This is a genomic window from Streptomyces sp. NPDC043861, assembly GCF_056435905.1.
In genome coordinates this window covers 239,244-261,379 of the sequence record NZ_JBWKDP010000003.1, presented here as the reverse complement: position 1 = coordinate 261,379, position 22,136 = coordinate 239,244, and the positions used below count along the sequence as shown (strand labels likewise).

The following is a 22,136-nucleotide window of genomic DNA, read 5'->3' as shown; positions in this document are numbered from 1 at the left end:
CCGGCGGCGCCCGCGCGCGCTTCGTACCGTGCAGTGCAGGAAGCCCCAGCCTCCAGGTACCGGGACGAGGCTTGTCCCCGCGCACCATGCTTCGTACGTTAGGCCGATCTTGCGGGCTGCGGCGGGGTCTATCTCCGAGTACTCGCTGACGCGTGTGTCTACAAGGTGAGCGCTCACGGCCACGGGTTTAGGGCCCTGGTCCTGCACGGCTCGCCACCGGTCTCGGCCGGCGGCGTCCTCCGCTTGAGCGAACTGGGCGAGCCTGGCCTGCCGGCTCAGTGGTTTCGACTGCATGCCCCAAACGCTGCCGCAAGCCGAGACGGGCAGGCCAGTCGGGTGACAACGGCCGTGGGGGGCTCTTTGGAAGTCGCTCCCGACGCCCGTGACCTGTGCGAACAGTGCTGGTGGGTCGCATCGCGTAGGTGGGAGGTGATTCACCCGAACGGAGTAGTTCGTTATCTTCGCGTGACCTGTCAGGTGTTGTGCAGGCCGGCCCGAGGGCTCGCGGTGATTGCGCATCTGGATTCGGGCAGACCCCTCGCTGAATGCGACTGTAATCATTACAGTAACTATTACTGCATTCATTGCAGGGCTGGACCTCACCCAGCACTCTCCAGCGAAGGGAAGAGACCCCATGCGCTACGCCACCACCACCCCGAACGGCACGGAACTCCACCGACAAGACCGCGGGCTGGTGACCGCATGCTGCGGTGTGGAGGCGCCGTACGACACTGACACTGACGCGTCCGTCTTCGGCCTCATCTCCGGTGCCCTGACCGCCTGTCTTGCGTGCGAGAACGTCGTCGCCTCCCGTCCCGTCGACAACAGGCACGGCCACCTGCCCGAGGATGTCGGCCATGTCGACACCCGGATCGCGGTGCTTCTCCTGGCCGCTGCGGGTAACGAAGCGGCCCACGTCGATGGCGACATCAAGGAGGACGCCCGAGGCTTCCTCGTGCAACCGTGGGGGCGCGACCGGATCGTCGTCTACCCCGTGCTCGGCGGACAGATCGCCGTGACTATGGACGCTCAGGCCATGGCCTCGGCGTACGAGCGTGCCCTGATGATCGCCGGATGGGACACGGACCGACCCAAGCCCTGGGCCGTCGTCGCCCGGCGCCCCGCGGATGGTGGGAACACGTTCACTAACGTGGTGCCTGACGTACCGGCCGAACGCCCGGCACGCTGACCCGCATGCGTCGGCCGGGCATCTCTGCCCGGCCGACGCGCTGGCCTGGAACGAGGGATCACTCGATGGACGATGCCGAGCAGCTGACTTACGAAGACGCTGTACGCATCCGCCGTGAAGCCGAAGAGCTTCAGCGGCAGCTCCCGCGCATCATCGTCGAAGCCCGCGCCATCAAGTCCGCGGCCGTCATTGCGCGTGAACTGAAGCTCACGGAGGGGCGCGTCCATCAGATCCTGCGCGCGCAACGGGACGCGGAGTCGGGTAAGTGAAACGGGCTCGCCTCGGCGACCTCACCGCCGGACGAGCCCTGACCGGACGGGGAAGAGACCCTCGTCCGGGTGCCCTCACCCTACTGATGACTCGCGGCGCCCCGCGTCGGTGACCCATCGCGTCGGCTCGCTTGTCAAGCGCTTCGGCCGAGATCCTCGATTCCGCCTCCCGAGTCAGGCGGCCTGGGCATGATGAGCCTATTTCTCCTATCTGGGGGCTCAGTTGTCGATTCACGTCTGTACGAGCACGATCGACGAGCTTGAGGCTCGAGTCGACCGTGCCGAGGGTATCGCCCGCATTCAGAACACGACCGTGCGCAGCCTTGAGGGCAAAGAGCGCCTTCGGCTGCCGCGTCTGCGTGCCGTCTACCGTCTCTTGGGCCGCCGGGGCTTGGACTGCTACCCCCGAGTGCCTTACCACTCGGAAGAGGGCTGGTCCTTCCTGGTGTACCGCCGGGAGTTGACGGCCGTCGACTTGAGGATCGTGGGTCCTGAAGTGCGAGACTCCCTGATCCGGGTCCACGAGGAACTGCACAAGCCTCAATGGGGGCCGGGATACGCCTTCGAGCGTGCTCTGCGGAAACTGGCCGCCGCGCATCAGCCTGCCGACCGGTCTGGTGGCACTCGCCGGGCGGCCGCATAGGGGCTTGCTCCGTTAGCGTTCCGTGATCTAAAGTCAGTGGCGCTTCCGGTGTGCCCGGAAACAGCCGCCAACTTCAGACACGAGCCCCGCCACGCATCCCCCGTCGTGGCGGGGCTTCGTCATGTTCCGCCTCGGGAGGTGATCGCATGCCGACCAGTTCCCCGGGCCTCTTCGACGACGCGGCGCCCGCGCCGCCGACGCTCGGCCCCCTGCCCGGCATCCATCCGTTCTCTGTCCTGCGTACCGAACTCGGCCCGTGGCGCGAGCGTCGCCGGGCCTGGAACGACCTGGGGCTCGCCAGCCGCTCCGGGCGCGAGCACGTGAGCACGTACGCCAGCAGCGGCGAGTTCGCACGGAAGCATCTGACCACCATCAACGGCGGCCTCTCCACCTTCGATCCGGTCCTCGCCGAGGTGTCGTACGAGTGGTACTGCCCGGAGGGCGGTTCGATCCTCGACCCGTTCGCGGGCGGTTCGGTGCGCGGGCTCGTCGCCGGCAACGGCGGCTACAGCTACACCGGCATCGACCTGTCGCCGGTCCAGGTGGATGCCAACGACGATCAGGCCGCCGACTGGGCCGCGCGCGACCTGCTCGCTGCCGATCCTCGCTGGCTCCTTGGGGACGCCGCGGATGTGCTGCCCACGCTCGAAGCCGGCTCGTACGACTACGTGTTCACATGCCCGCCGTACCACAACCTGGAGAAGTACTCCGATCACCCGGCTGACCTGTCAGCGATGCGGTGGAAGGAGTTCGCCGAGGTCTACCGCGAGATCATCGCGGCGTCTGTGCGCTGCCTGGCTGATGACCGGTTTGCCACTTGGGTGGTCGGCGAGGTCCGCAACTCGGCCGGCGCCATCCGCGGGTTGATCCCGCTCACTATCGCAGCCCACGAGGCCGGCGGCGCCCGCCTCTACAACGACGCCGTGCTGATGAACACCCTCGGCACGGTGCCGATGCGGCTGGGCAACCAATGGCGCGCGAGCCGCAAGATGGGTCGCCACCACCAGTACGTATTCACTTTCATCAAGGGCGACCCGAAGCGCGCTACCGCGCGCCTGCGTGGCGAGGCCGCGTGAACGGCTACAACCTGCTCGCCCGCACGCTTGCAGTTCCCGACTTCACACCAGCGGTGACCCCGGTGGAAGAGCACGGCGGCGTGCTAGTTAAGCGTGAGGACGCATGGTCACGCGGCGGTGCCTCCGGCGCGAAGGCCCGCGCCCTGTTCACCGCGGCCAACGGAATGGCCGGCATCGTGAGCGCTGGCGCCCGCATCAGCCCACAGCTGGAGCGTGCCGCCCTCGTCGCCCGTGCCCTTGGTATCCCGGCCCGCCTCCACACCGGATACGGCGCAGACACGGACGAGACTGGTCTCGCCTTGGCTGCCGGCGCCGAAGTGATTCGGCACCGCCCACCCCGCATGTCCGTGATCCGCGCCCGCTACCGTAGCGACGCGGAAGAGCTCCGCCAGCGGGACTGGGCTTCCATCCCGTTCGGGATGGAGCACCCGGCCTACCTTGCACAGGTTGCGGAGCAGGCGGCGCTGCTTCCGTGTCTCGGTGTCGAGCGCATCGTCGTGCCGGTCGGTTCCGGCATCACGCTTGCTGCGATCCTCTGCGGTCTTGCGACCGCCGGCCATACGGTGCCGGTCCTCGGAGTCCGGGTGGGCGGTGATCCACGCACCCAACTCGATCGCTATGCGCCGGGCTGGCAACGTCGTACGGAGCTGGTTACCAGCCCGGTTCCGTACGCCGACACCGTTACGAACGTCTTCGGCGCGCTCACCCTCGATCCCCACTACGAAGCGAAGGCTCTGCCTTATCTCCGGTCTGGTGACTTGCTATGGACAGTGGGGGTCCGATCATCTGCAATGTGATCGATCCGATGGTGGCGTGACTCGGCACCCCACTGGGGGAGTCTGGATGGCGGGGTACAGAGACATCGCTGTCTGCCGGTACGTCAGACAGGCGGTGGGCGGCGCTGCCAGGATGTGACCATGTCTACGCCGATGGACTGGGCGATGCCGATCTTTATCGTTTCGGCTTGTTTGGTGTTGCTCCTAAGAGCACTGCAACCGATGGTGGCCAAGCGTCTCGAAGCAGACGTTGAGAAGGAACGACAACGGTTAAAGGCCGGACTTCCGGCAAGCGGAGAGCCTCCGGCTGACCGGACGTCTGCGCAGCAGGAGAAGTTCGGCAACGTTCTGATCGAGTACTACGTCTTCGGGCTTGTGCTGGCGAAGCGGAGCTTCTCGGTCAGTCTGATGTGCTCGGTCATTGGCGGATTGGTGCTCATCTGCGGCGTCGCCATGGGCATCTATAAGGCCGAAACCAGTGGGGACCTCTATCTAGCGATCGTCACCGGTAGCGCAGGTCTCGTTGTGTCCGTTATCGGTGCTCTGTTCCACCGTCGCGCGGACCTGTCGCTGAGGCACATGCAGGAGCAGAGCAAGGGGCTGCGCCTGGATATGAAGGCCGAGCGGGACGCAGGACAAGCCGTCCGGCTGCTCAATGACGTCGACGAAGATCACTTGAAAGCGCACCTTCAGGCCGCACTGATCCTCAAGTTCTCCGGCGCCGAGCTGCCCGACCTGACCAACGTCGTGCCACCGATCGACCTCACAGAGCGACACATGAACGGCGCGGCGACGCCTTCTGTCATTCCCAGCGTGGTCACTGGTCCCGACAAGCCGACGACGGGCTGATGCCGACGGAGGTGATCGGTCATGCCTCACCTCCCAGCCAGCCGTTGCGGCAGCTGCGGCAACCGCCGTGACATCAGAGGCAACTGCCCTGCCTGCCGACGGACCACCGACCGGAAGGCCCGCCGGACCCAGGCCGAATGGCGCTGGGTCTACGACGACCGTCGATGGCCGCCCCTACGTGACCAGGTTCTCTCCGAAGAACCCATTTGCCGCGGAGCCTGCGGCCGGCCCGCGACCGTGGTCGACCACATCCGTCCCCACCGCGGCGACGAACAACTGGCGTTCGATCGTTCCAACCTGCAGGCAATGTGCAAGGGCTGCCACGACGCGAAGACCGCACACGAGACCGCCTTCGCCGGAGGAGGCACCAGGCGGGCCGGCCGAGCACAGGTGACCCTGGTGTGCGGGCCACCGTGCTCCGGTAAGACGACGTACGTCCGCGACCGTGCCGATCCCGGCGACCTGGTCGTGGACTGGGACGCGCTTGCCCAGGCGCTCGGCTCCCCCCACCCCTGGGCTCACCCTCCGTCCCTGACACCGTTCATCGCCGAGGCCCGCGACGCAGTGGTCGCCCGCCTCGCCCGCCGTCACAACCTGAACCGGGCCTGGATCATCGCCACCGCACCGCGTGAAGCGGACCGCCAGCGCCTGGCCCCCGACGCGCGCGTGGTCATCCTGGCTACGCCGGAGGGCGAGTGCCTGCGACGGGCCCGAATCGACGAGCGGCCAGCTGATACTGCCGAGGCCATAGAGTCCTGGTGGCGTACCTACCGGGCTGACCAGCACACCCAGCCGACGTGATCCGCCCCCGGGGAGGGGGATGACGATCTTGCCGGTGGGGTGGATCCCGCGCGCAGGCGGGGGTGGTGCGGCCTCGACCGCGAGTTTCGGCCGGTTTCATCACCAGAGGCAGCAGGTGGGGGTGTTGATCGTGGGCGCTCGCGGACCCGTTCCCCAGCCGGACAACGTCCGTACGCTGCGCGGCAACCCCGGCGGTCGCTCGACTCCTGCACGGGTCAAGGCGCCGCCGAAGGCGCCGAGCCCGCCGACTTGGCTGGACACCGAGGCGAAGGCGGAATGGCGCCGCGTCGTCCCAGATCTGGACCGGCTTGGCGTGCTGGCCAAGGTCGATCGAGCGGTCCTCGCTACCTACTGCTCGGCCTGGTCCAAGTTCGTGGCCGCCGAGCAGGCGATCCAGCGCGACGGACTGACCGTGATCGGGCACCGCGGCGCCGAGCGCAAGCATGTGGCCTGGCAGCAGTGGAGGGAGGCCGCCGGCGTGGTCGCCCAGCTGAGCCGCGAGCTGTTCGCCTCGCCGAACGCGCGGCTCCGCTCCATCAAGCCGGAGGGTGACGACGATGGGGAGGACGACATCCTCGACTGAGTCTCTACGGGCGGCGCTGACCGAGGAGATTGACCAGGCCATCGCGGTCTGGGTGATCGAGGGTCTGGTCGACGCAACGGAATGGATGACAGAGCAGCGCAGGCCACTGCTCGTGACACCGCTCCCGGCGGCACCCGGTACCTGGTTTGACCGGCCCGCAGTCGAGCGGGTTCTGAAATTCTTCCTGCTGCTGAAGCAGCTGATCGGCTGCCACGCCGGGCGTGAGTTCCGGCTGATGGACTGGCAGGTGCGCTACCTGATCGCGCCGGTGTTCGGACTGAAGCGGCCGGATGGGTATCGAGTCATCCGCACCGTCTGGTTCGAGATCCCCCGGAAGAACGGCAAGAGCACCATCTGCTCGGGGCTCGGCCTGCACCTTGCATTCGCGGACCGCGAGCAGGGCGCCGAGGTGTACGCGGCCGCCGGCGACCGCGATCAGGCGAACATCGTGTTCCGCGCAGCCGCCAACATGGCTGCCGGGTCGGGGCCGCTGAAGAAGAAGCTGGGGCGTCGCGGTATCCAGCGGAAGCTGCTGGAGCACCCGGTCACGCACTCCATCTTCCGGGCGCTGTCATCCGAAGGTCTGCGCGCGCACGGTCTCAACGTCCACGGCGGTGTGATCGACGAGGTGCATGTCCATCGGAACGCGGATGTGGTGGACGCGCTGGAGACCGGTACCGGCTCCCGCGCCCAGCCTCTGATCATCTTCATCACCACCGCGGACGACGGCGCGGAGACAGGCAGCATCTACGCCACGAAGCGCGAGGAGATCGAGGCGCTGGCCGGCGGTCACGCCGAGGACCCCACGGTGTGGGGTGTCGTGTTCGGCGCGGACGACACCGTGGAGGACTTCGACCCGTTCGCCGAGGACACACTGCGGACCGCAAACCCTGGCTACGGGGTGACGGTGCTGGCGGACTACTTGCAGGGCAAGGCCGCACAGGCGAAGCGGTCTCCGCAGCAGTTGAACCGGTACCTGCGGCTGCACCTCAACGTCCGGACGAAGCAGACGACGCGCTGGCTGTCGATGGACGACTGGGACGCTTGCGCGCGGACCAGCACTGGCACACCCGTCTCGGTATCGCTGGCGGAGTTGGAGGGCAGGGACTGCTACGGAGGCCTGGATCTGTCCAGCACGACGGATATGACCGCGTTCAGCTTGTGGTTTCCGCCGGTATCGGACGATCCGGCCGAGCCGCATATATGGGTGCCATTCTTCTGGCTGCCTGAGGACAACGTGGCGGCGCTCGAACGGCGCACGAAGGTTCCGCTCCAGCGATGGGCCGAGACCGCTGGGCACGCAGGCCCAGCGCTCCGCCTGAGCGAGGGCAACGTCGTCGACTACCGCTCCGTACGCCAGTTGATCACCGAGCAGCTGGTGCCGCGGTTCCACATCAGGGCGATCGGCTACGACCGATGGAACGCCACCGAGACAGTGTCCGAGCTGATGGACGACGGCCTGGAAATGGAGCAGGTCTCCCAGGGCTATGCCGGGCTGAACCAGCCGTGCCAGCAGCTGGAGCGCTTGGTTCTGTCCCGGCGGTTGGCACACGGCGGGCACCCGATTCTGCGCTGGCACATCGACTGTGTCGGCATCAAGACCAACACCGATGGCTACGTCAAGCCGGTCAAGCCGGAACGGCAGCAGTCCTCAAAGCGCATCGACGGTGTCGCGTCCGGACTGAACGCGCTCGCGATGCACCTAATCCGGGCCGAGCCGGAGGAACCAACCGAGCCGAACATCCGCATCATCGGTGCCTGACTCGAAGGGGGCGCGGCCATGCACGAACGCGCCCAGTGGGTGTGTGAACTGGCCGGACTCACGGCCGGCACGGCCGGAGTGGTGATGGTCGGCGCCGGGTTTGGCGGGCTCATCGGATCCGGCCTTGCGCTTCTCGCTCTGGCCGTGCTGCTCATCACCGTGGGGAATCTGCGCGCCGGAGGTGACGGCTGATGCCGCTCGTACGCAATCTCCTCCGCGGCCGCCCAGCGCGAGAGCGCTTGGAGCGCGGTCGCAAGACCCTGCCACCACTTACCGCCCGGACCACGGCGGCCGACGTCACGGTGACACCGGAGCGGGCGCTCCAGGTCGCCGCGGTGTTCTCGTCCGTGCGGCTGCTCGCGGAGACCGGCAGCATGCTCCCGGCAGGACTGTTTCAGCGTTCCAGCTCGTCCCGGACGCGGCTGGACGACCATCCGATTGCACCGGTGCTGACGCACCAAGCCAACCCTGGCACGCCGGCCGGGGAGTTCTGGGCCCAGATGCTGGGCTGGATGCTGATGCGCGGCAACGCTGCCGCGTACATCGAGCGATCAAACGGCGGCACTCCGGTCGGCCTGTGGCCGATCGCGTGGACCAGTGTCGAGCCGCGCCGGGTGAAAACGACCGGCGAACTCGTCTACAAGATCACGCTCGACGACGACGAGTGGGCGCCGATCCGAGAGGCCGATGGCCTGGTACGTGCCGAGAACCTGCTGCACTTCCGCGCCTTCGGCATAGGCGGCGTGGAAGGACTGTCCCCGATCGGCATGGCTCGCCAAGCGGTCGGCACCGGGTACGCCGCTACCGCCTACATCGGTTCATTCTTCGCCCGTGACGCGAGCCCGGGCGGCATCGTCTCCGTCCCCGGCACGCTGGGCGAGGCCCAGTACGAACGGCTCGTACGGCAGTGGCAAGACCTGCACGAAGGATTCGACAAGTCCCATCGCCTGGCAGTGATGGAGGGCGGCGCGAAGTGGGAGAAGACCACCCTCTCCCCGGCCGATGCGCAGTTCCTGGAGGTCTACAAGCTCACTCGAGCGGAGATCGCCGGCATCTTCGGGGTACCGCCGCACATGATCGGCGACGTCGAGCGGTCCACATCCTGGGGATCGGGCATCGAGCAGCAGTCGCTCGGATACGTCATCTACTCGCTGCTGCCGTGGCTGACCCGACTTGAACGCACCGCGCAGCAGCTGCTCGGAGACCCGAGCCTCTACCTGAAGTTCAACCCGGACGCGCTGCTGCGCGGCGACACCACCCAGCGGTACAGCGCCTACGCGCAAGCTCGGCAGTGGGGATGGATGAGCGTCAACGACATCCGCGCCAAGGAGGACGAGGCGCCGATCGAAGGCGGCGACGAGTACCTGCAGCCGCTGAACATGGTCCCGGCCGGGCAGGCGCCGCCGCCCGCCCAACGTGCGCTACCGGCACCGCACCGACGGGCGGAGGACAGTGCAGAGTCCCCTGCGGCCGAGGAACTGCCCGCGTGGATCGAGCGGCACTACGAGGCAATCTCGGCGTTCTTCGCTCAGCAGGGCGATCAGGCCTTGGCCGCGCTGAACGTCAACCCCGACGCCTCCGCGGAGGACCTGATCGACCTGGCGGCGGATAACGAGATGCTGACGGAGCTGCTGCTCACGCTGGCCCGCGGCCTGGCTGCCCAGGTTGGCAGTGCGACCGCGGCCGCGCTCGGCGGTGCCTTCGTCGCTGAGGAGACCACGGCCGCGCTCGCGGCGAGCGCTGCATCGACGGCAGCGAACATCAACGACACCACGGTCACGGAGCTGCGGCGCACGGTCAACGTCGATCAGGCGCCGGCCGAGGTCCGCCGTGCAGTGCGGGACATATTCGACGGAATGACCGCAGCCCGCGCCGAACAGCTCGCCAAGGCACGCGTCACCTATGTCGCCAATTTCGGCGCACACGAGGGCGCCAAGCACGCCGGCGCCAAGACGAAGACCTGGCGCGTATGGGGCCCCAACCCGCGCAAGACCCATGCCCGCGCGGACGGTCAGACCGTCGGCGTCCGGGAGGACTTCGTCATCGGCGGCCGCCGCGGCCGCTGGCCGCACGACCACAGACTCGGTGTCGACGAGATCGCCGGGTGCACCTGCCGTCTGCAATTCAACCTGGAGGACCCCGATGCGGACTCGTGAGGTGCGGGCTTTCCCGCTCACCGACCTGCACATACGGGCCGCCGACGACACCGCGGCCCGGCTTCGGTTCCGGGGTCGGGCCATCACCTACGACTCGCTGTCCGAAGACATGGGCGGCTGGCGCGAGCGCATCGTGCCCGGCGCCGCGACCCGCACCCTAGGTCAGAAACCCGACGTGCGGTTCCTGATCAACCACGACCCGAACCTGCTGCTGGCCCGTACGGCGGCCGGCACCGCCACCCTCACCGAGGACAACGCCGGGGTGATCGTCGAGGCCGACATGGCGGACGTGTCCTACGCCCGGGACCTGGCCGTATCGCTGGAGCGCGGCGACATCACACAGATGTCATTCGGGTTCTGGGTCACCGCGGACGGCTGGCAGGGCAATACCCATGAGGTATTCGGCATCGACCTCGACGGTGGCGACGTCAGCGTGGTCACCTACCCAGCGTTCGCTGCTACGTCCGCCGAACTCCGCTCGGCCGCGGCCCGCCGCACTGGCCAGTACCCGGCCTCCCCGGAACCAGAAGCCGTCACACGGGCGCTCGCCGAGGTCCGAGCGGGCAAGGTCCTGTCCGCCGCAAACCGGCAGCTTGTCCAGGATGCCCGGGACGCTCTGGATGCCCTGCTGACCGCCGCCGACCGGTCCGGCCCAGCGCCGGCGACGTACCCGCTGGAGCGGGCCAAGCGCCGGCTGCACGAGTACGAGCTGCTCGTCCAGCTGTAACCCGACATCCTTTCCCGGCCGACCGGCCCGGGACGCACCACACCCCTACCAGCAGTGAGGAGCACAGCCATGCCTACGAGCGTGGAGCTGCGCCAGCAGCGGGCCGGCGTCGTCGAGTCGATGCGGGCCATCACTGAGCACGCAGAGTCCGAGGACCGCGGCCTGAACGCGGAAGAGCGCCAGAGCTACGACCTGCACGAGGCTGATTTCACCACCCTGACCGAGCGCATCGAGCGCCAGGAAGCCGAAGAGCAGCGCGCCGCGCGGATGGCGGAGCCGATCCGCCGCGGAGCCGACCGCCCGGACGATGGCGGGGACGGCACGGGCGAGGCCGGTGCGAGGCGGCGCCGAGCCGCGTTCTTCCAGGCCCTTCGGCGCGGTGCCCGGCTCGCCCCCGAGCAGAGGGCCCTGGTGGAGAACACGGCAGGTGAAATCTTGGTCCCCGAGGACCTGGAGGCAGAGATCCTACGGTCGCTGCCGAAGCTGACCGTGGTGCGCTCGCTCGCCTCGCAGCGGTCCGTCACGTCCAACCGCATCCGGCGCCGGTCGCTGTCGGAGGTGACCGTCGGCTGGGGTGCGCTGGAGACGAACGAGCAGACGCTCACCGACTCCATGCCGTCCACTCCAACCGAGGAGTTCACTTACGTCGAGGACCTGTACGGCCTGGCGAAGATCGGTGAGGACGAGCTGGACGACTCCGACGTCAATCTGGAAGCGTTCGTCCGTGACTCCTTCGCCCGTGCGATCGGAGAGAAGGAGGACACCGCGTTCACCGTCGGGGCCGGGCATGCCTCGAACCAGCCCGTCGGATTCATGACCACGGGCGGCGGCGTGCCGGTCGTGACCGCCGCGAGCGGCAACACCACTGTCAAGGTGGACCTGTTCAAGCAGCTCATCTACGCCGTTCCGGCGCAGTACCGCCGCAACGGCGCCTTCGGTATGGCGTCGTCCACGGAGCTGGCGCTGTCGCAGCTGAAGGACAACAACGGCCAGTACCTTTGGCAGCCCTCCAACCAGGCCGGCCGCCCCAACACGTTCATTGGCTATGCGATCCACAACCAAGAGGACATCGCCGCGCCGGCCGCCTCGGCGAAGGTCGCGATCTTCGGAGACTTCAACGCTGGATACCGCGTCTACGACCGACAGGGCATGACGGTAAAGGTCCTCGACCAGCTGTACGCCGAGCAGGGCATGATCGGCTGGAAGGTGAAGATGCGTGTCGGCGGCGACGTCGTACGCGAGCAGGCCCTGCGGATCCTTCAGCTTTCGGCGACGTGATGCGGATCCGGATCATCGCGGTCACGTCCGTCGCGGATGGGGCCGGACATAACTACCGCTCGGGCCAGGTCGCCGACGTCGACGAACCACTCGCGGCTGCATGGATCGCCGCCGGCCTCGCCGCGCCCGCAGACCAGGACCAGGCCGATGCGCCACCGCCGAAGAAGCAGGCGGCTGCCCGACGAGCCTCACGCACCACCAGGCGCTGACCGCAGGGAGACACAACCGTGGCAGCCACCTGGGCGAGCCCCGAGGAGCTGCGGCTCCACCTCCGCCTCGCCACTATCGACACCGCTCAGGCCGACGCGGCGCTGACAGCCGCCGAGGCGGTCGTCCGCGGCGAGCTCCAGCAGACCATCGACGCCTTCACCGCCGACACCGCCCACCTCGTCGGCAACGGCCGGCGCATCCTGAACCTCCCCGAGATGCCCGTCACCGCCATCGCCTCGGTCACCGAGGACGGCGTGCCCTTGGTGACCGGCACCGACTACCACTGGAACCGGTACGGCATCCTCACCCGTCTCGGCGCGTGCTGGCCCGTGGATGTCGCCCTAGCGGTCGTCTACGACCACGGCTACACCACTGTTCCCGCCCCGGTGAAACAGGTCTGTCTGCAGGTTGCCGGACGGGCCTGGGTCAACCCACACGGCGTGGCTGCGGAGTCTCTCGGCGACCGCTCCGTCACCTACGACCGGGGCCGTACCGGGCAGGCACTGACCGACTACGAGCTAAGAATCCTCGCCCCGTACGCCAAGGGACCGGAGGACAGATGAGGAGCACCCATGGCGATTCTGAGCGTCCAACCCATCCCCGTCGGTGGCCTCCGGCCGACATACGCCGCCGCCTCGACGGGCGGCGACTCCGCGCCGGTCGGAACGGGGTTGCTGCTGCACGTCATCAACGACTCGGCGACCTCCGTCACCGTCACCCTCGCCACCCCCGGCACCGCGGGCGGCCTCGATATCGCCGAGACCACCCAGACCATCCCCGCCGATGGCCACGCCGTCGTACCACTCCGCCCGGTGTACCGCAGCCCGGTCACCGGCCGCGCAGCAATCACCTACAGCTCGGCCACCTCGGTGAAGGTGGCCGTCCTTCAGATGCCGTGATCGGGCATCTGCTCAACCGACAGCTGGTGGTCTGGCGGCCGGCGACCGTCGACGACGGCGCCGGAGGACAGCAGACCAGCCTCGTGACGCAGGGCACCGTCGCCGCGAAGGTAGACCAGCCCTCGGCATCGGAGCGCCTACTGGCGCAGCAGGCAGGGGCTGAGCACACCCACAGCATCTACCTCTCCCCGGCCGCCGACGTGCGCCGCGGTGACGAACTGCGTGGAGACGGCCAGACGTTCGTGGTGCTGGCCGTGGCGGAGCCCTCGGTGCCCGTCTACCGCAAGGCGGAGTGCGAGCTCATCGAGCGAGGAGGCTGACTCGATGGCGAGACGGCGCGCGCGCATCCGCGTGGACATCGAGGGGCTGGCCAGGCTTCGGGACCAGCTGGAGGACCTCGGGCCGGAGATCCTTGAGGCCGCCCGACGGACGGTGCGGGAGTCCGCCGAGGCCGTCCGCGACGAGACCCGGCAGGCCGTGCGCATAGACACCGGCAACCTGCGTGACAGCGTCGGCATCCGCTACAGCGACGATGGACTGACCGCCGAAGTCGGCTGGTGGGACTCCGACGACTTCTACGCCACCTTCCACGAGCACGGCACCCACAGCCTGCCCGCGCAGCCCTCGCTCGGGCCAGCGCTGGAGGCCGAACGGGCCCGGCTGCGGGACCGACTCACCGCCGAGGTGCGGAGGACCGTGCAGTGACCGCGCCTTTCCCGATGTTGCCTGTGCATCAGGCGGTGTACCAGCGCCTGACCGGCGACTCGATACTCATGGGTCTCGTGACCGGGGTGTTCGACTACGTACCGGAGACCGCCGCCTATCCGTACCTGGTGCTCGGCGAGGCGGTCGAGAGCCCGGACAACCGGCACGGCGCGTTTGGCCGCCAGACGGTGCTCACGCTGCACGTGTGGTCGCAGTACCGCGGCTTTCGCCAGGCGCTCGGCATCGCCGATCGGGTCACCCGGCTGCTCGACCATCAGCCGCTGACCATCCCCGGTCTGCACCACGTCGCCACACGCTACGAGTTCGGCCAGACGCTCACGGACCCTGAACCACCCGGCGACATCCGGCACGTAGTGCTGCGCTTCCGAGTAGTCACCGAGCAGCCGGCTTGACCCCGGATAGCCCTGCCCCGCGCCCGCAATGGGTGCGGGGCCTCTTGCTGTACAGAACAGGAGATGACCCATGGCCGGTATGGACGGCTTCGGCGTCCAGCTCAAGCGCGGCGACGGCGCCACCCCCACCGAGACGTTCACCGCGATCGCCGACATCACCAACCTCGGCGGCCCGGGCCTGTCGCGGGAAACCATCGACGTCACGAGCCACGGCTCCCCAGACGGCTGGATGCAGTTCATTGGCGGGCTGAAGGACGCCGGCGAGGTGTCCGTCGACATCAACTACCAGCCCGTCTTCCACGACTTCCTGGTGGCCGACTTTGAGGACAACGACCCGCGCAACTACAAGATCGTCTTTCCCGACGATGCGGCCACCACCTGGACCATCAAGGCCATCCTCACCGCCTTCGAGCCGGAGATGCCCTACGACGACAAGGCCGCGGCGTCGCTGACGCTCAAGGTCTCCGGCAAGCCCACCCTTTCGTGATTGGACACCGCCCCATGGCTCTGCTGACCAAGGACCAGATCTCGGCCGCGGACGACCGCCGCCACGAGGACGTCGCCGTGCCCGAGTGGGGCGGCACCGTACGCCTGCTCGGCCTGTCCGGCACCGAGCGTGACGCCTACCAGGCTTCGCTGGTTGTCCTCGGCCCCAATGGCGCCGTACAGCGCATGAACATGGTCGACGCCAGCGCCAAGCTGGTCGCCAAGTGCCTCGTCGGCGACGACTTCCAGCGGCTGTTCACCGACAAGGAAGTCCGCGATCTCGGGGCGAAGAACGGGGAGGTGCTGCAGCGCCTGTATCGGGCAGCGCAGCGTCTGTCCGGTCTGGGCAAAGAAGCGCTCGAGGAGAAGGCGGGAAACTCCGAAGCCGCCCCGAACGGCGGTTCTATTTCCGCCTAGCGGCCCACCTGGGGATGACAGTCGGTGAGCTGCTCGCCCGGTGCAGCTCTGACGAGCTGACCGAGTGGATGGCCTATGAGCAGGTCACGGGGCCACTCGGCCAAGAGCGCGTGGACGTCCTCAACGCCATCACCGCAGCGACCGTCTCCAACACCGCTCGCGGCAAGGGCCGCAAAGCGTCCGTGAAGGACTTCCTGCCAAGGTGGGACCGGGGCGGCAAGCAGGCCATGGGCTGGCAGGAGATGCTCGCCGCGGTCAAGGCCATGAACCGGCGCATGGGCGGCAGTGACATGACTGACCGGGGGTGATGGCGATGGCGACGCTGGCGGAACTCCTGGTCGCGGTCGGTATCGACGCTAGTGACCTGACGGGTGGCGCAGAGACGGCGGCAGATGACGTCGAGCAGGCACTGGCCGGGATCGGCGACGCCGCCGACGGCGCGGCAAAGGACGTCGCTCAGGCCGCCGACCAGGCGTCGTCGGCGCTGGCCGATGTCGGTACTTCTGCCGAGGCCGCCGCCGACGGCGCCCAGGATGCGGCCGCTGGCGTCGAGGGGAACCTGCGCGGCATCGCCGCGGCGGCCGCGGGCGCGGCGGTCGGCGCCATGTTCGTGCAGGGGCTGACCGAGGCCATGGATGCCTCGTCAGCAAATGCCAAGATCGCCAGCCAGCTGGGCCTGAGTGAGGCGGAAGCGTCCCGAGTCGGACACGTCGCCGGCGACGTGTTCTCTGCCGGGTTCGGCGGCGGGATCGACGAGGTCAACGCCGCGCTCGGCGCGATCGTGCAGAACGTCGGCGATATGGGCAAGACCTCTGATGCCGAGCTGCAGCGGATGACCAAGTCCGCACTCGCCCTGGCGGACACGTTCGAGTTCGACGTGAACGAGGCCACGCAGGCCGCGGGAACTTTGATGAAGGCGGGCCTGGCTAAGGACGGCACCGAGGCCCTCGACCTGTTGACTGCGGCGGCGCAGAAGCTGCCGCCGATGATGCGAGATGAGCTGCCTGCCGTCGCGTCGGAGTACTCGATGTTCTTCGACCAGCTCGGGTTCACAGGCCCGCAGATGTTCGGGCTCCTTGCCCAAGCCGCACAAGATCCCACGTTCCAGTTGGACAAGCTCGGCGACGCGGTCAAGGAGTTCACCCTGCTCCTGGCCGACACCGACGCGGTCAAGGAACCGCTGAAAGAGCTCGGTCTGAACGTCGCGGAGATCCAGAGCCTCGTCAACACCGGCAAGGGCACGCAGGCGTTCGACCAGGTAACCGCCGCACTCAAGGGCGTTGAGGACCAGACCACCCGCACCCGTCTGCAGGCTGCCCTGTTCGGTGGGCCGGGTGAGGACATGGGCAATAGCTTGCTCAGCCTTAATGCCACCGCCGCGGCCGCCGCAACGGGCATGGACAACGCGTCCGGCGCCGCGCAGCGGGTGACGGAGAACATGCAGGGCTCGCCGGCTCAGCAGTTCGAGAGCATCATGCGGACCCTGTCCTCGACCCTGGGTGAGTTCCTTGCACCCGTGCTGGCCGCCGTGTCCGGATTCCTGAAGGAGCACCCCGGCCTAGTTCAGGTCCTCGTTCCAATCGTCCTCGCCCTAGCGGCTGGCCTGGCTGTCGCCGCGGTGGCTCAGTGGGCGATGAACTCGGCCATGCTTGCCTCCCCGGTCACCTGGATCATTGTGGGGGTCATGGCGATGGTCGCCGTGATCGTGCTCATCGCCACCAAGACACGCTGGTTCCAGGACATCTGGAGCGCGGTCTGGGGCTTCATCCGTGGGGCCGCCGAAGCCGTCGGCCGCTGGTTCACCGGAACCCTGTGGCCGTGGATCCGAGGGGTCTGGGACAACATCGCTGGCGGCGCCGGTGATATGTGGAAGAAGATCAAGTTCTGGTGGGATGTTCTCGTCGCGTACGTCACGGGCATCCCCGGGCGCATCGCGCGCGCCGCCTCCGGCATGTGGGACGGCATCAAGAATGCGTTCCGTTCCGCGGTGAACTGGATCATCGGCAAGTGGAACAACTTCAGCTTCACCATCGGCGGCGGCAGCATCCTCGGCGTCGACATTCCCCAGGTGCGGCTGGACACCCCTGACATCCCCTACCTCGCCACTGGTGGCCTGGTGCAGGCGTCCGCGGGCGGCACCCTCGCTGTGATTGGTGAAGGTCGCGAGGACGAAGCAGTACTGCCGCTGTCCCGCCTGGACGGAATGCTCCGCGGCGTAGCGACAGCCGTCCGCGGTACCGGCGACGACAACCAGACCACGCGTGTCGTGCTCGATGTCCAAGGGGGCTCGGACGAGCTCGTCGACGTCATCCGCGCATGGGTCCGCCGTCAGGGAGGCGGAGACGTTCAGTCCCTGGCGGGATAGGAGGCAGCCGGCATGGTGTTTCCTGACCACCGCGTCGAACTTCGCATCGATAACGCGTGGACCGACGTCACCCCTGACGTCTACAACCGTGACCCGATCCGGATCCGCCGCGGCCGCTCGGCGGAGGGCAACCGCGTAGAGCCGACCCGCTGCAACCTGACCCTGAACGATCGCGACGGCAAGTACAGCCCCAGGAACCCGGCGTCGCCCTACTACGGGAAGATCGGCCGCAACACACCGATGCGTGTCACGCTGCCGCTTGATGACACCGTCATGGCCATGGCCGGCGGAACCGGCAACGGAGTCACCACCCCCGACCATGCGTCGCTGGACATCACCGCGGATCTGGACATCCGCATCGACGCCAGTTTCGAGAACTGGCTCGACTCCACCTCGCTCGATTACATGGATGTGGCGGGCAAGTACCTGCCGGCGGGTGACCAGCGATCTTGGTTGCTGTCCGTTGGGCCCGACGGAGACCTGCGGCTGGTGTGGACGACCAACGGCACCCTCGGCACGGCGCAGACCCGGGTCAGTACTGCCACGATCCACGTACCCGCATCCCAGAGGATGGCCCTCCGAGTCACTCTCGACGTCAACAACGGCAGTGGGGGGAACACGGCCACTTTCTACACCGCCGCGAGCATCGCAGGACCGTGGACCCAACTCGGCCAGCCTGTCATCAGCGCGGGCACGACGTCCGTGTACGCGAGCACCGCCAGTCTCCAGGTCGGCTACATCACCGGCACGCCACGCGCCGCCCTCGGCAGCGTGCACGCGTTCGAGTTGAGGCAGGGCATCAACGGCTCCGTCGTGGCCGACCCTGAGATCCGCACCCGTACCCCCGGCACCACCAGCTACACCGCAAGCAATGGGCGGGTGTGGACCATAGGGGCTGGGGCAAAGCTCACCGACCGCATCACGCGGTTCGAAGGCGAAGTTAGCAACTGGACCGTGCGCTGGGACGCGTCCGGCAAAGATGTCATCGCAGAGGTAGAGGCCGCGGGACTTCTGCGCCGGCTACGGCAGGGCCCTCCGCCGCTGCCGTCTGCGCTGCGCCGTACCGTGCCCGCGCTGACCCCGACCCCGTCCGGGTACTGGCCATGCGAGGATGGCGAGACCTCTCGGCAGGCGGCCTCAGGCCTCCCAGGCGGGCCCGCCATGAAGGCCGACGGGAACGTCGCCTTCGGCGCCGAAGGCAGCGTCATCGGGTCCGATGGCGCAGCCGACCTCAGCAACTCAGGCACCCTCACCACCACGATCCTGCCAGCAACGGGGCCCGGCTGGTCCGTGCTCTACATCCTCGATCTGCCGTCAGGGTCTACCGCTCGCCCCTCTGTCGTCGTCCAGACCCCTGGATCGGTGTGGCAGGAATACCAGATCTCACCGAGCAGCGATGGCAACACGATCAGCGTCACAGCCGTCTCCACCGACGGAGCGGCCACCCTCGCGGTGTCGTCTACCGGCCTCGGGCTTGCTGGCGCCGGTCCGCGCCTGGTGTGGCTGAACGCCACCCAGAGCGGATCTAACATCCAATTCGCTCTGACGGTCTTCACCGCCGGAGCCACCTCCTGGGGCAGCCAGACCGCCACCATCACGAGCGACACGGCCAACCCCATCACAGCCGTCGGCGTCAACCTGAACAAGCCGGCAGTGGCTACGGCCGGGCACATCAGTCACATCATTGTCGGTGTGCCTCTAAGCACCGGCCTGGTCACCCAGATCAGTACGGCTGCCGCCGGCCACGCCGGCGAGAGAGCAGGCGCTCGCCTGCTGCGGCTGTGTTCCGAGTCCGAAGTCGACGCTCGCGTTCAGGGCCGCGTCGCCGAGACGGAGCTGACAGGTGCCCAGGTCTCAGACACCCTGAACAACCTGCTCAACGAGTGCGCAGACGCCGACGGCGGGATCCTCTATGAATGGCGGCGGGGCCTGGCGCTGCGCTACCGCAGCCGCGTCATGTCCTACAACCAAGATCCCGCTCTGGTGCTCGACTACGACGCCGCTGGCGAGGTGCCGGCACCGCTGGAACCGGTCGACGATGACCAGGCCACGCGAAACGACGTCACCGTCCAGCGGGCCCGAGGGTCAACGGCCCGCATCGTACAAACCGAGGGCCCGCTGTCCATCCAGGCGCCGCCCGCCGGCGTCGGACGCTACGACGAGAGCGTCACGCTGAACCTGGCCAGCGACGACCGCCTTGAACAGATCGCAGCCTGGAAGGTGCATCTGGGCACGTGGGACGAGGCTCGGTACCCCACCATCCGCTTGAGACTGCACGGTGCTCGGCACCTCATACCCGCCGTGCTCATCCTCGACGTCGGGGACAAGATCGTCATCCGGAATCCGCCGCTGTGGCTTCCGCCCGACGACATCCAGGTCATCGTGCAGGGCTACACCGAGAGCATCAGCCTGTATCAGTGGGAGCTCACTCTCTCCTGCACACCAGCAAGGCCGTGGACCGTCGCCATGGCTGACCAGGCACGGGCGGATACCGGCGGGTGCATCACCAACGGCTCGACGTCCTCTTCCTCCGGCATCGTCAACGTCGTCACCTCCGTGGGCTCCAGGCGCTGGATCGACTCAGCCACGTACCCGTCCGAGTTCCCCTTCGACATCCGCGTCGGTGGAACGGAGGTGATGCGGGTGAAGAGCTGCTCGGGCACAGGCCTGAGCCAGACCTTCTCCGTCACCCGCGGCATCAATGGCGTCACCAAAGCGCATCCGTCCGGCAGTGACGTCCGGCTCGCCGAGCCCGCCTACGTCGCCCTCTAGGGAGGTAGCTTGCCGGTCCCCCGAACTGCGTGGCTTGCCGGAATGCGGATCACCGCAGACCGCCTCATCGCCACCGATCACCAGTGCGGCGTCGTGTCGGTGTCTTTCACGAGCGCGACCTCGCATACCGTCGCCGTGGCGTTTCCCGAGCCCTACCCCACAGCGCCTGTCGTCCACACAGAGATCACCTCGGGCGCGGGGCCAACAGCACGGTGGGGCTCCCGCGCCATCAACATCACGACGAGCGGGTTCACCCTGTTTCTGTTCGTTACCGATGCTGCGAACACGGCCGCCACCTGGTCCAGCCAGCCCGTGGCTTGGACCGCCATAGCCATCTGACCCCTCGTTATCCCCGCCGCCCCGTAGCCGTCTCGGCCGGGGCTTTCTTGTTGCCCGGGAGGGCTTATGAAGCTCGTTACCCGCGCCCAATGGGGCGCCCGCCCGTACCGGAAGCCGAACGGGGCGATCCCGTACGCCGGACCTCCTCGGGGCGTGAAGGTTCACTACCTCGGCACCGCCTACTCGGACCGCCCGCACGAGCAGTGCTCGGCCTACATCCGCAAGCTCCAGAACTCCCACATGGACGGGAACGGCTGGTCTGACATCGGCTACTCGTTCGTCGTCTGCACCCACGGCTACGTGTTCGAAGGCCGCGGTCTGAAGCGCCGCAATAGCGCGAACGGCAACACCGGGCTGAACGAACGTGACTACGCGGTCTGCGGGCTTGTCGGCTCCTCGGGGCTGACCCAGCCGACCGACGCTCAACTGCACGGACTCCGGGACGCCATTGACTACTGCCGCCGCGAAGGACCGGCAGGCTCCTGGCTCGGCGGCCACAAGGACGGCTACTCCACCAGCTGCCCCGGCGATGCCCTGTACCGCTGGGTACAGAAGGGCGCGCCCCGTCCGAAGGACGGGGTCGAAGAGAAGCCGGGCAAGCCGCCGGCCAGGCCCGTGGTGGACCTGTCGCGGCTGATCGCCGCGGCCAAGACCGACCCGCCCAAGTCCGGTAACCCCGTCTCCTACGAAGGCGTGCGCGTTGTGGAGGACGCGCTCGTCGCCGAGGGCCTCCTCGATCGCGCGCTGGCCGACGGCCACTACGGCACCGCGACGAGGAACGCGTACTCGGCCTGGCAAGAGCAGCTCGGCTACAGGGGACGCAAACCGGGCCAGCCCGCTGACGGCATCCCCGGCAAGACCACTCTCACCCGCCTCGGCGCCCGCCGCGGCTTCGTCGTAAAGGACTGATCACATGACCACTACCGGATTCTGGAAGGCCACCGCGGAGCGCGCGGTCCGCACCTTCGCCCAGGTCCTCGTCGCTACCCTCGGACTCGACGGCGTCGGCGTTCTCCGCGCTGACTGGGGCGACGGCCTATCCCTCGCCGCCGGCGCTGCACTCCTCTCCGTGCTCACCGCCATAGCGACCAGCGGCGCGGGCGGTACCGGACCGGGCATCACCGAGAGCGTCGCCGGTGGCAAGGGGTGAACAACGAATCCGTCCCGGTCGTGACGATCACCGCGGCGGAGATGTACGGCGAGCTGCGCGCGACCCGTGAGAGCGTCAGTCGTATCGAGGGCAAGCTCGACGGGCTGGCCGGCATGACCGAACAGCTCGATGACCACGAGGAACGCCTTCGGCGCATCGAAGCGAATCGGTGGCCGATCCCCACTCTCGCCGCGGTCGCCGCCGTCACCTCAACCCTGATCACTGTGTGGCAACTCGCCAGATCCTGAACACACCACGCCCCCGTTCACCG

Annotated in this window: 27 protein-coding genes; all 27 read left to right on the top strand. The window is 67.9% G+C overall.

Annotated features, from left to right (window positions below; all coding sequences use genetic code 11):
- Positions 1-634: 634 nt before the first annotated feature.
- Positions 635-1,189: a hypothetical protein gene (locus AC068D_RS08820; RefSeq protein ID WP_478822257.1), complete on the top strand. Its 555-nt coding sequence runs from the start codon at positions 635-637 to the stop codon at positions 1,187-1,189.
- A gap of 65 nt (positions 1,190-1,254) precedes the next feature.
- The gene (locus AC068D_RS08815; protein ID WP_478822256.1) at positions 1,255-1,458 is read left to right on the top strand and encodes a hypothetical protein; all 204 of its coding nucleotides are present in this window, start codon (positions 1,255-1,257) and stop codon (positions 1,456-1,458) included.
- 313 nt (positions 1,459-1,771) lie between these two features.
- Positions 1,772-2,101: a hypothetical protein gene (locus tag AC068D_RS08810; protein ID WP_478822255.1), complete on the top strand. Its 330-nt coding sequence runs from the start codon at positions 1,772-1,774 to the stop codon at positions 2,099-2,101.
- Positions 2,102-2,247: 146 nt separating this feature from the next.
- Positions 2,248-3,177 (top strand): class I SAM-dependent methyltransferase, encoded by a 930-nt coding sequence (locus AC068D_RS08805; protein WP_478822254.1) that lies wholly within the window; start codon positions 2,248-2,250, stop codon positions 3,175-3,177.
- Positions 3,174-3,974, top strand: a complete 801-nt coding sequence (locus AC068D_RS08800) for a pyridoxal-phosphate dependent enzyme (protein ID WP_478822253.1) — start codon at positions 3,174-3,176, stop codon at positions 3,972-3,974. Before AC068D_RS08805 ends, AC068D_RS08800 begins: the two co-directional genes overlap by 4 nt.
- Positions 3,975-4,094: 120 nt before the next feature.
- Positions 4,095-4,802, top strand: a complete 708-nt coding sequence (locus AC068D_RS08795) for a TRADD-N-associated membrane domain-containing protein (RefSeq protein WP_478822252.1) — start codon at positions 4,095-4,097, stop codon at positions 4,800-4,802.
- Between the two features lie 21 nt (positions 4,803-4,823).
- A complete protein-coding gene (locus AC068D_RS08790) occupies positions 4,824-5,603 on the top strand; it encodes an AAA family ATPase (protein ID WP_478822251.1) in 780 nt (259 codons plus the stop codon).
- A gap of 130 nt (positions 5,604-5,733) precedes the next feature.
- Positions 5,734-6,186, top strand: coding sequence for a phage terminase small subunit P27 family (locus tag AC068D_RS08785; RefSeq protein WP_478822250.1), 453 nt, complete (start codon positions 5,734-5,736; stop codon positions 6,184-6,186).
- Positions 6,161-7,948, top strand: a complete 1,788-nt coding sequence (locus AC068D_RS08780) for a terminase large subunit (RefSeq protein WP_478822249.1) — start codon at positions 6,161-6,163, stop codon at positions 7,946-7,948. Before AC068D_RS08785 ends, AC068D_RS08780 begins: the two co-directional genes overlap by 26 nt.
- Before the next feature lie 18 nt (positions 7,949-7,966).
- Complete coding sequence (locus AC068D_RS08775) at positions 7,967-8,140, top strand: hypothetical protein (RefSeq protein ID WP_478822248.1); 174 nt, start codon at positions 7,967-7,969, stop codon at positions 8,138-8,140.
- Positions 8,140-10,104 carry a phage portal protein gene (locus tag AC068D_RS08770; protein ID WP_478822247.1) on the top strand — a complete coding sequence of 655 codons (1,965 nt, stop codon included), beginning with the start codon at positions 8,140-8,142 and terminating at the stop codon, positions 10,102-10,104. The genes AC068D_RS08775 and AC068D_RS08770 overlap by 1 nt, the downstream gene beginning before the upstream one ends.
- Complete coding sequence (locus AC068D_RS08765; RefSeq protein ID WP_478822246.1) at positions 10,091-10,831, top strand: HK97 family phage prohead protease; 741 nt, start codon at positions 10,091-10,093, stop codon at positions 10,829-10,831. The genes AC068D_RS08770 and AC068D_RS08765 overlap by 14 nt, the downstream gene beginning before the upstream one ends.
- 69 nt (positions 10,832-10,900) lie before the next feature.
- A complete protein-coding gene (locus AC068D_RS08760; RefSeq protein WP_478822245.1) occupies positions 10,901-12,109 on the top strand; it encodes a phage major capsid protein in 1,209 nt (402 codons plus the stop codon).
- A gap of 227 nt (positions 12,110-12,336) precedes the next feature.
- Positions 12,337-12,882, top strand: coding sequence for a hypothetical protein (locus AC068D_RS08755; protein WP_478822244.1), 546 nt, complete (start codon positions 12,337-12,339; stop codon positions 12,880-12,882).
- Between the two features lie 9 nt (positions 12,883-12,891).
- Positions 12,892-13,218 (top strand): hypothetical protein, encoded by a 327-nt coding sequence (locus AC068D_RS08750; protein ID WP_478822243.1) that lies wholly within the window; start codon positions 12,892-12,894, stop codon positions 13,216-13,218.
- Positions 13,215-13,538, top strand: a complete 324-nt coding sequence (locus AC068D_RS08745; RefSeq protein WP_478822242.1) for a phage head closure protein — start codon at positions 13,215-13,217, stop codon at positions 13,536-13,538. Before AC068D_RS08750 ends, AC068D_RS08745 begins: the two co-directional genes overlap by 4 nt.
- 4 nt (positions 13,539-13,542) lie before the next feature.
- Positions 13,543-13,923 carry an HK97-gp10 family putative phage morphogenesis protein gene (locus tag AC068D_RS08740; protein ID WP_478822241.1) on the top strand — a complete coding sequence of 127 codons (381 nt, stop codon included), beginning with the start codon at positions 13,543-13,545 and terminating at the stop codon, positions 13,921-13,923.
- A gap of 14 nt (positions 13,924-13,937) precedes the next feature.
- The gene (locus AC068D_RS08735) at positions 13,938-14,336 is read left to right on the top strand and encodes a DUF3168 domain-containing protein (protein ID WP_478822240.1); all 399 of its coding nucleotides are present in this window, start codon (positions 13,938-13,940) and stop codon (positions 14,334-14,336) included.
- Between the two features lie 70 nt (positions 14,337-14,406).
- Positions 14,407-14,823, top strand: a complete 417-nt coding sequence (locus tag AC068D_RS08730) for a phage tail tube protein (protein WP_478822239.1) — start codon at positions 14,407-14,409, stop codon at positions 14,821-14,823.
- Positions 14,824-14,837: 14 nt separating this feature from the next.
- A complete protein-coding gene (locus tag AC068D_RS08725) occupies positions 14,838-15,239 on the top strand; it encodes a hypothetical protein (protein WP_478822238.1) in 402 nt (133 codons plus the stop codon).
- Between the two features lie 14 nt (positions 15,240-15,253).
- Positions 15,254-15,547 carry a phage tail assembly protein T gene (locus AC068D_RS08720; RefSeq protein ID WP_478822237.1) on the top strand — a complete coding sequence of 98 codons (294 nt, stop codon included), beginning with the start codon at positions 15,254-15,256 and terminating at the stop codon, positions 15,545-15,547.
- Positions 15,548-15,552: 5 nt separating this feature from the next.
- Entirely contained in the window at positions 15,553-17,604 is a 2,052-nt protein-coding gene (locus AC068D_RS08715) for a phage tail tape measure protein (RefSeq protein ID WP_478822236.1), read from the top strand.
- A 12-nt stretch (positions 17,605-17,616) separates the two neighbouring features.
- Positions 17,617-20,376 (top strand): hypothetical protein, encoded by a 2,760-nt coding sequence (locus AC068D_RS08710; RefSeq protein ID WP_478822235.1) that lies wholly within the window; start codon positions 17,617-17,619, stop codon positions 20,374-20,376.
- A gap of 42 nt (positions 20,377-20,418) precedes the next feature.
- The gene (locus tag AC068D_RS08705) at positions 20,419-20,715 is read left to right on the top strand and encodes an H-type lectin domain-containing protein (RefSeq protein ID WP_478822234.1); all 297 of its coding nucleotides are present in this window, start codon (positions 20,419-20,421) and stop codon (positions 20,713-20,715) included.
- A gap of 153 nt (positions 20,716-20,868) precedes the next feature.
- Positions 20,869-21,624, top strand: coding sequence for an N-acetylmuramoyl-L-alanine amidase (locus AC068D_RS08700; protein ID WP_478822233.1), 756 nt, complete (start codon positions 20,869-20,871; stop codon positions 21,622-21,624).
- Positions 21,625-21,628: 4 nt separating this feature from the next.
- Positions 21,629-21,865 (top strand): holin, encoded by a 237-nt coding sequence (locus tag AC068D_RS08695; RefSeq protein WP_478822232.1) that lies wholly within the window; start codon positions 21,629-21,631, stop codon positions 21,863-21,865.
- A complete protein-coding gene (locus AC068D_RS08690; RefSeq protein WP_478822231.1) occupies positions 21,862-22,113 on the top strand; it encodes a hypothetical protein in 252 nt (83 codons plus the stop codon). The genes AC068D_RS08695 and AC068D_RS08690 overlap by 4 nt, the downstream gene beginning before the upstream one ends.
- Positions 22,114-22,136: the final 23 nt, after the last annotated feature.

What these genes read in the sequence shown, in the direction of transcription:
- AC068D_RS08805 (WP_478822254.1), top strand. Translation starts at nt 2,248, where the DNA reads ATGCCGACCAGTTCCCCGGGCCTCTTCGACGACGCGGCGCCCGCGCCG.
- AC068D_RS08765 (WP_478822246.1), top strand. Translation starts at nt 10,091, where the DNA reads ATGCGGACTCGTGAGGTGCGGGCTTTCCCGCTCACCGACCTGCACATA.
- AC068D_RS08710 (WP_478822235.1), top strand. Translation starts at nt 17,617, where the DNA reads ATGGTGTTTCCTGACCACCGCGTCGAACTTCGCATCGATAACGCGTGG.
- AC068D_RS08740 (WP_478822241.1), top strand. Translation starts at nt 13,543, where the DNA reads ATGGCGAGACGGCGCGCGCGCATCCGCGTGGACATCGAGGGGCTGGCC.
- AC068D_RS08730 (WP_478822239.1), top strand. Translation starts at nt 14,407, where the DNA reads ATGGCCGGTATGGACGGCTTCGGCGTCCAGCTCAAGCGCGGCGACGGC.
- AC068D_RS08705 (WP_478822234.1), top strand. Translation starts at nt 20,419, where the DNA reads ATGCGGATCACCGCAGACCGCCTCATCGCCACCGATCACCAGTGCGGC.
- AC068D_RS08770 (WP_478822247.1), top strand. Translation starts at nt 8,140, where the DNA reads ATGCCGCTCGTACGCAATCTCCTCCGCGGCCGCCCAGCGCGAGAGCGC.
- AC068D_RS08720 (WP_478822237.1), top strand. Translation starts at nt 15,254, where the DNA reads ATGACAGTCGGTGAGCTGCTCGCCCGGTGCAGCTCTGACGAGCTGACC.
- AC068D_RS08820 (WP_478822257.1), top strand. Translation starts at nt 635, where the DNA reads ATGCGCTACGCCACCACCACCCCGAACGGCACGGAACTCCACCGACAA.
- AC068D_RS08815 (WP_478822256.1), top strand. Translation starts at nt 1,255, where the DNA reads ATGGACGATGCCGAGCAGCTGACTTACGAAGACGCTGTACGCATCCGC.
- AC068D_RS08780 (WP_478822249.1), top strand. Translation starts at nt 6,161, where the DNA reads ATGGGGAGGACGACATCCTCGACTGAGTCTCTACGGGCGGCGCTGACC.
- AC068D_RS08735 (WP_478822240.1), top strand. Translation starts at nt 13,938, where the DNA reads ATGTTGCCTGTGCATCAGGCGGTGTACCAGCGCCTGACCGGCGACTCG.
- AC068D_RS08715 (WP_478822236.1), top strand. Translation starts at nt 15,553, where the DNA reads ATGGCGACGCTGGCGGAACTCCTGGTCGCGGTCGGTATCGACGCTAGT.
- AC068D_RS08790 (WP_478822251.1), top strand. Translation starts at nt 4,824, where the DNA reads ATGCCTCACCTCCCAGCCAGCCGTTGCGGCAGCTGCGGCAACCGCCGT.
- AC068D_RS08695 (WP_478822232.1), top strand. Translation starts at nt 21,629, where the DNA reads ATGACCACTACCGGATTCTGGAAGGCCACCGCGGAGCGCGCGGTCCGC.
- AC068D_RS08750 (WP_478822243.1), top strand. Translation starts at nt 12,892, where the DNA reads ATGGCGATTCTGAGCGTCCAACCCATCCCCGTCGGTGGCCTCCGGCCG.
- AC068D_RS08760 (WP_478822245.1), top strand. Translation starts at nt 10,901, where the DNA reads ATGCCTACGAGCGTGGAGCTGCGCCAGCAGCGGGCCGGCGTCGTCGAG.
- AC068D_RS08795 (WP_478822252.1), top strand. Translation starts at nt 4,095, where the DNA reads ATGTCTACGCCGATGGACTGGGCGATGCCGATCTTTATCGTTTCGGCT.
- AC068D_RS08725 (WP_478822238.1), top strand. Translation starts at nt 14,838, where the DNA reads ATGGCTCTGCTGACCAAGGACCAGATCTCGGCCGCGGACGACCGCCGC.
- AC068D_RS08775 (WP_478822248.1), top strand. Translation starts at nt 7,967, where the DNA reads ATGCACGAACGCGCCCAGTGGGTGTGTGAACTGGCCGGACTCACGGCC.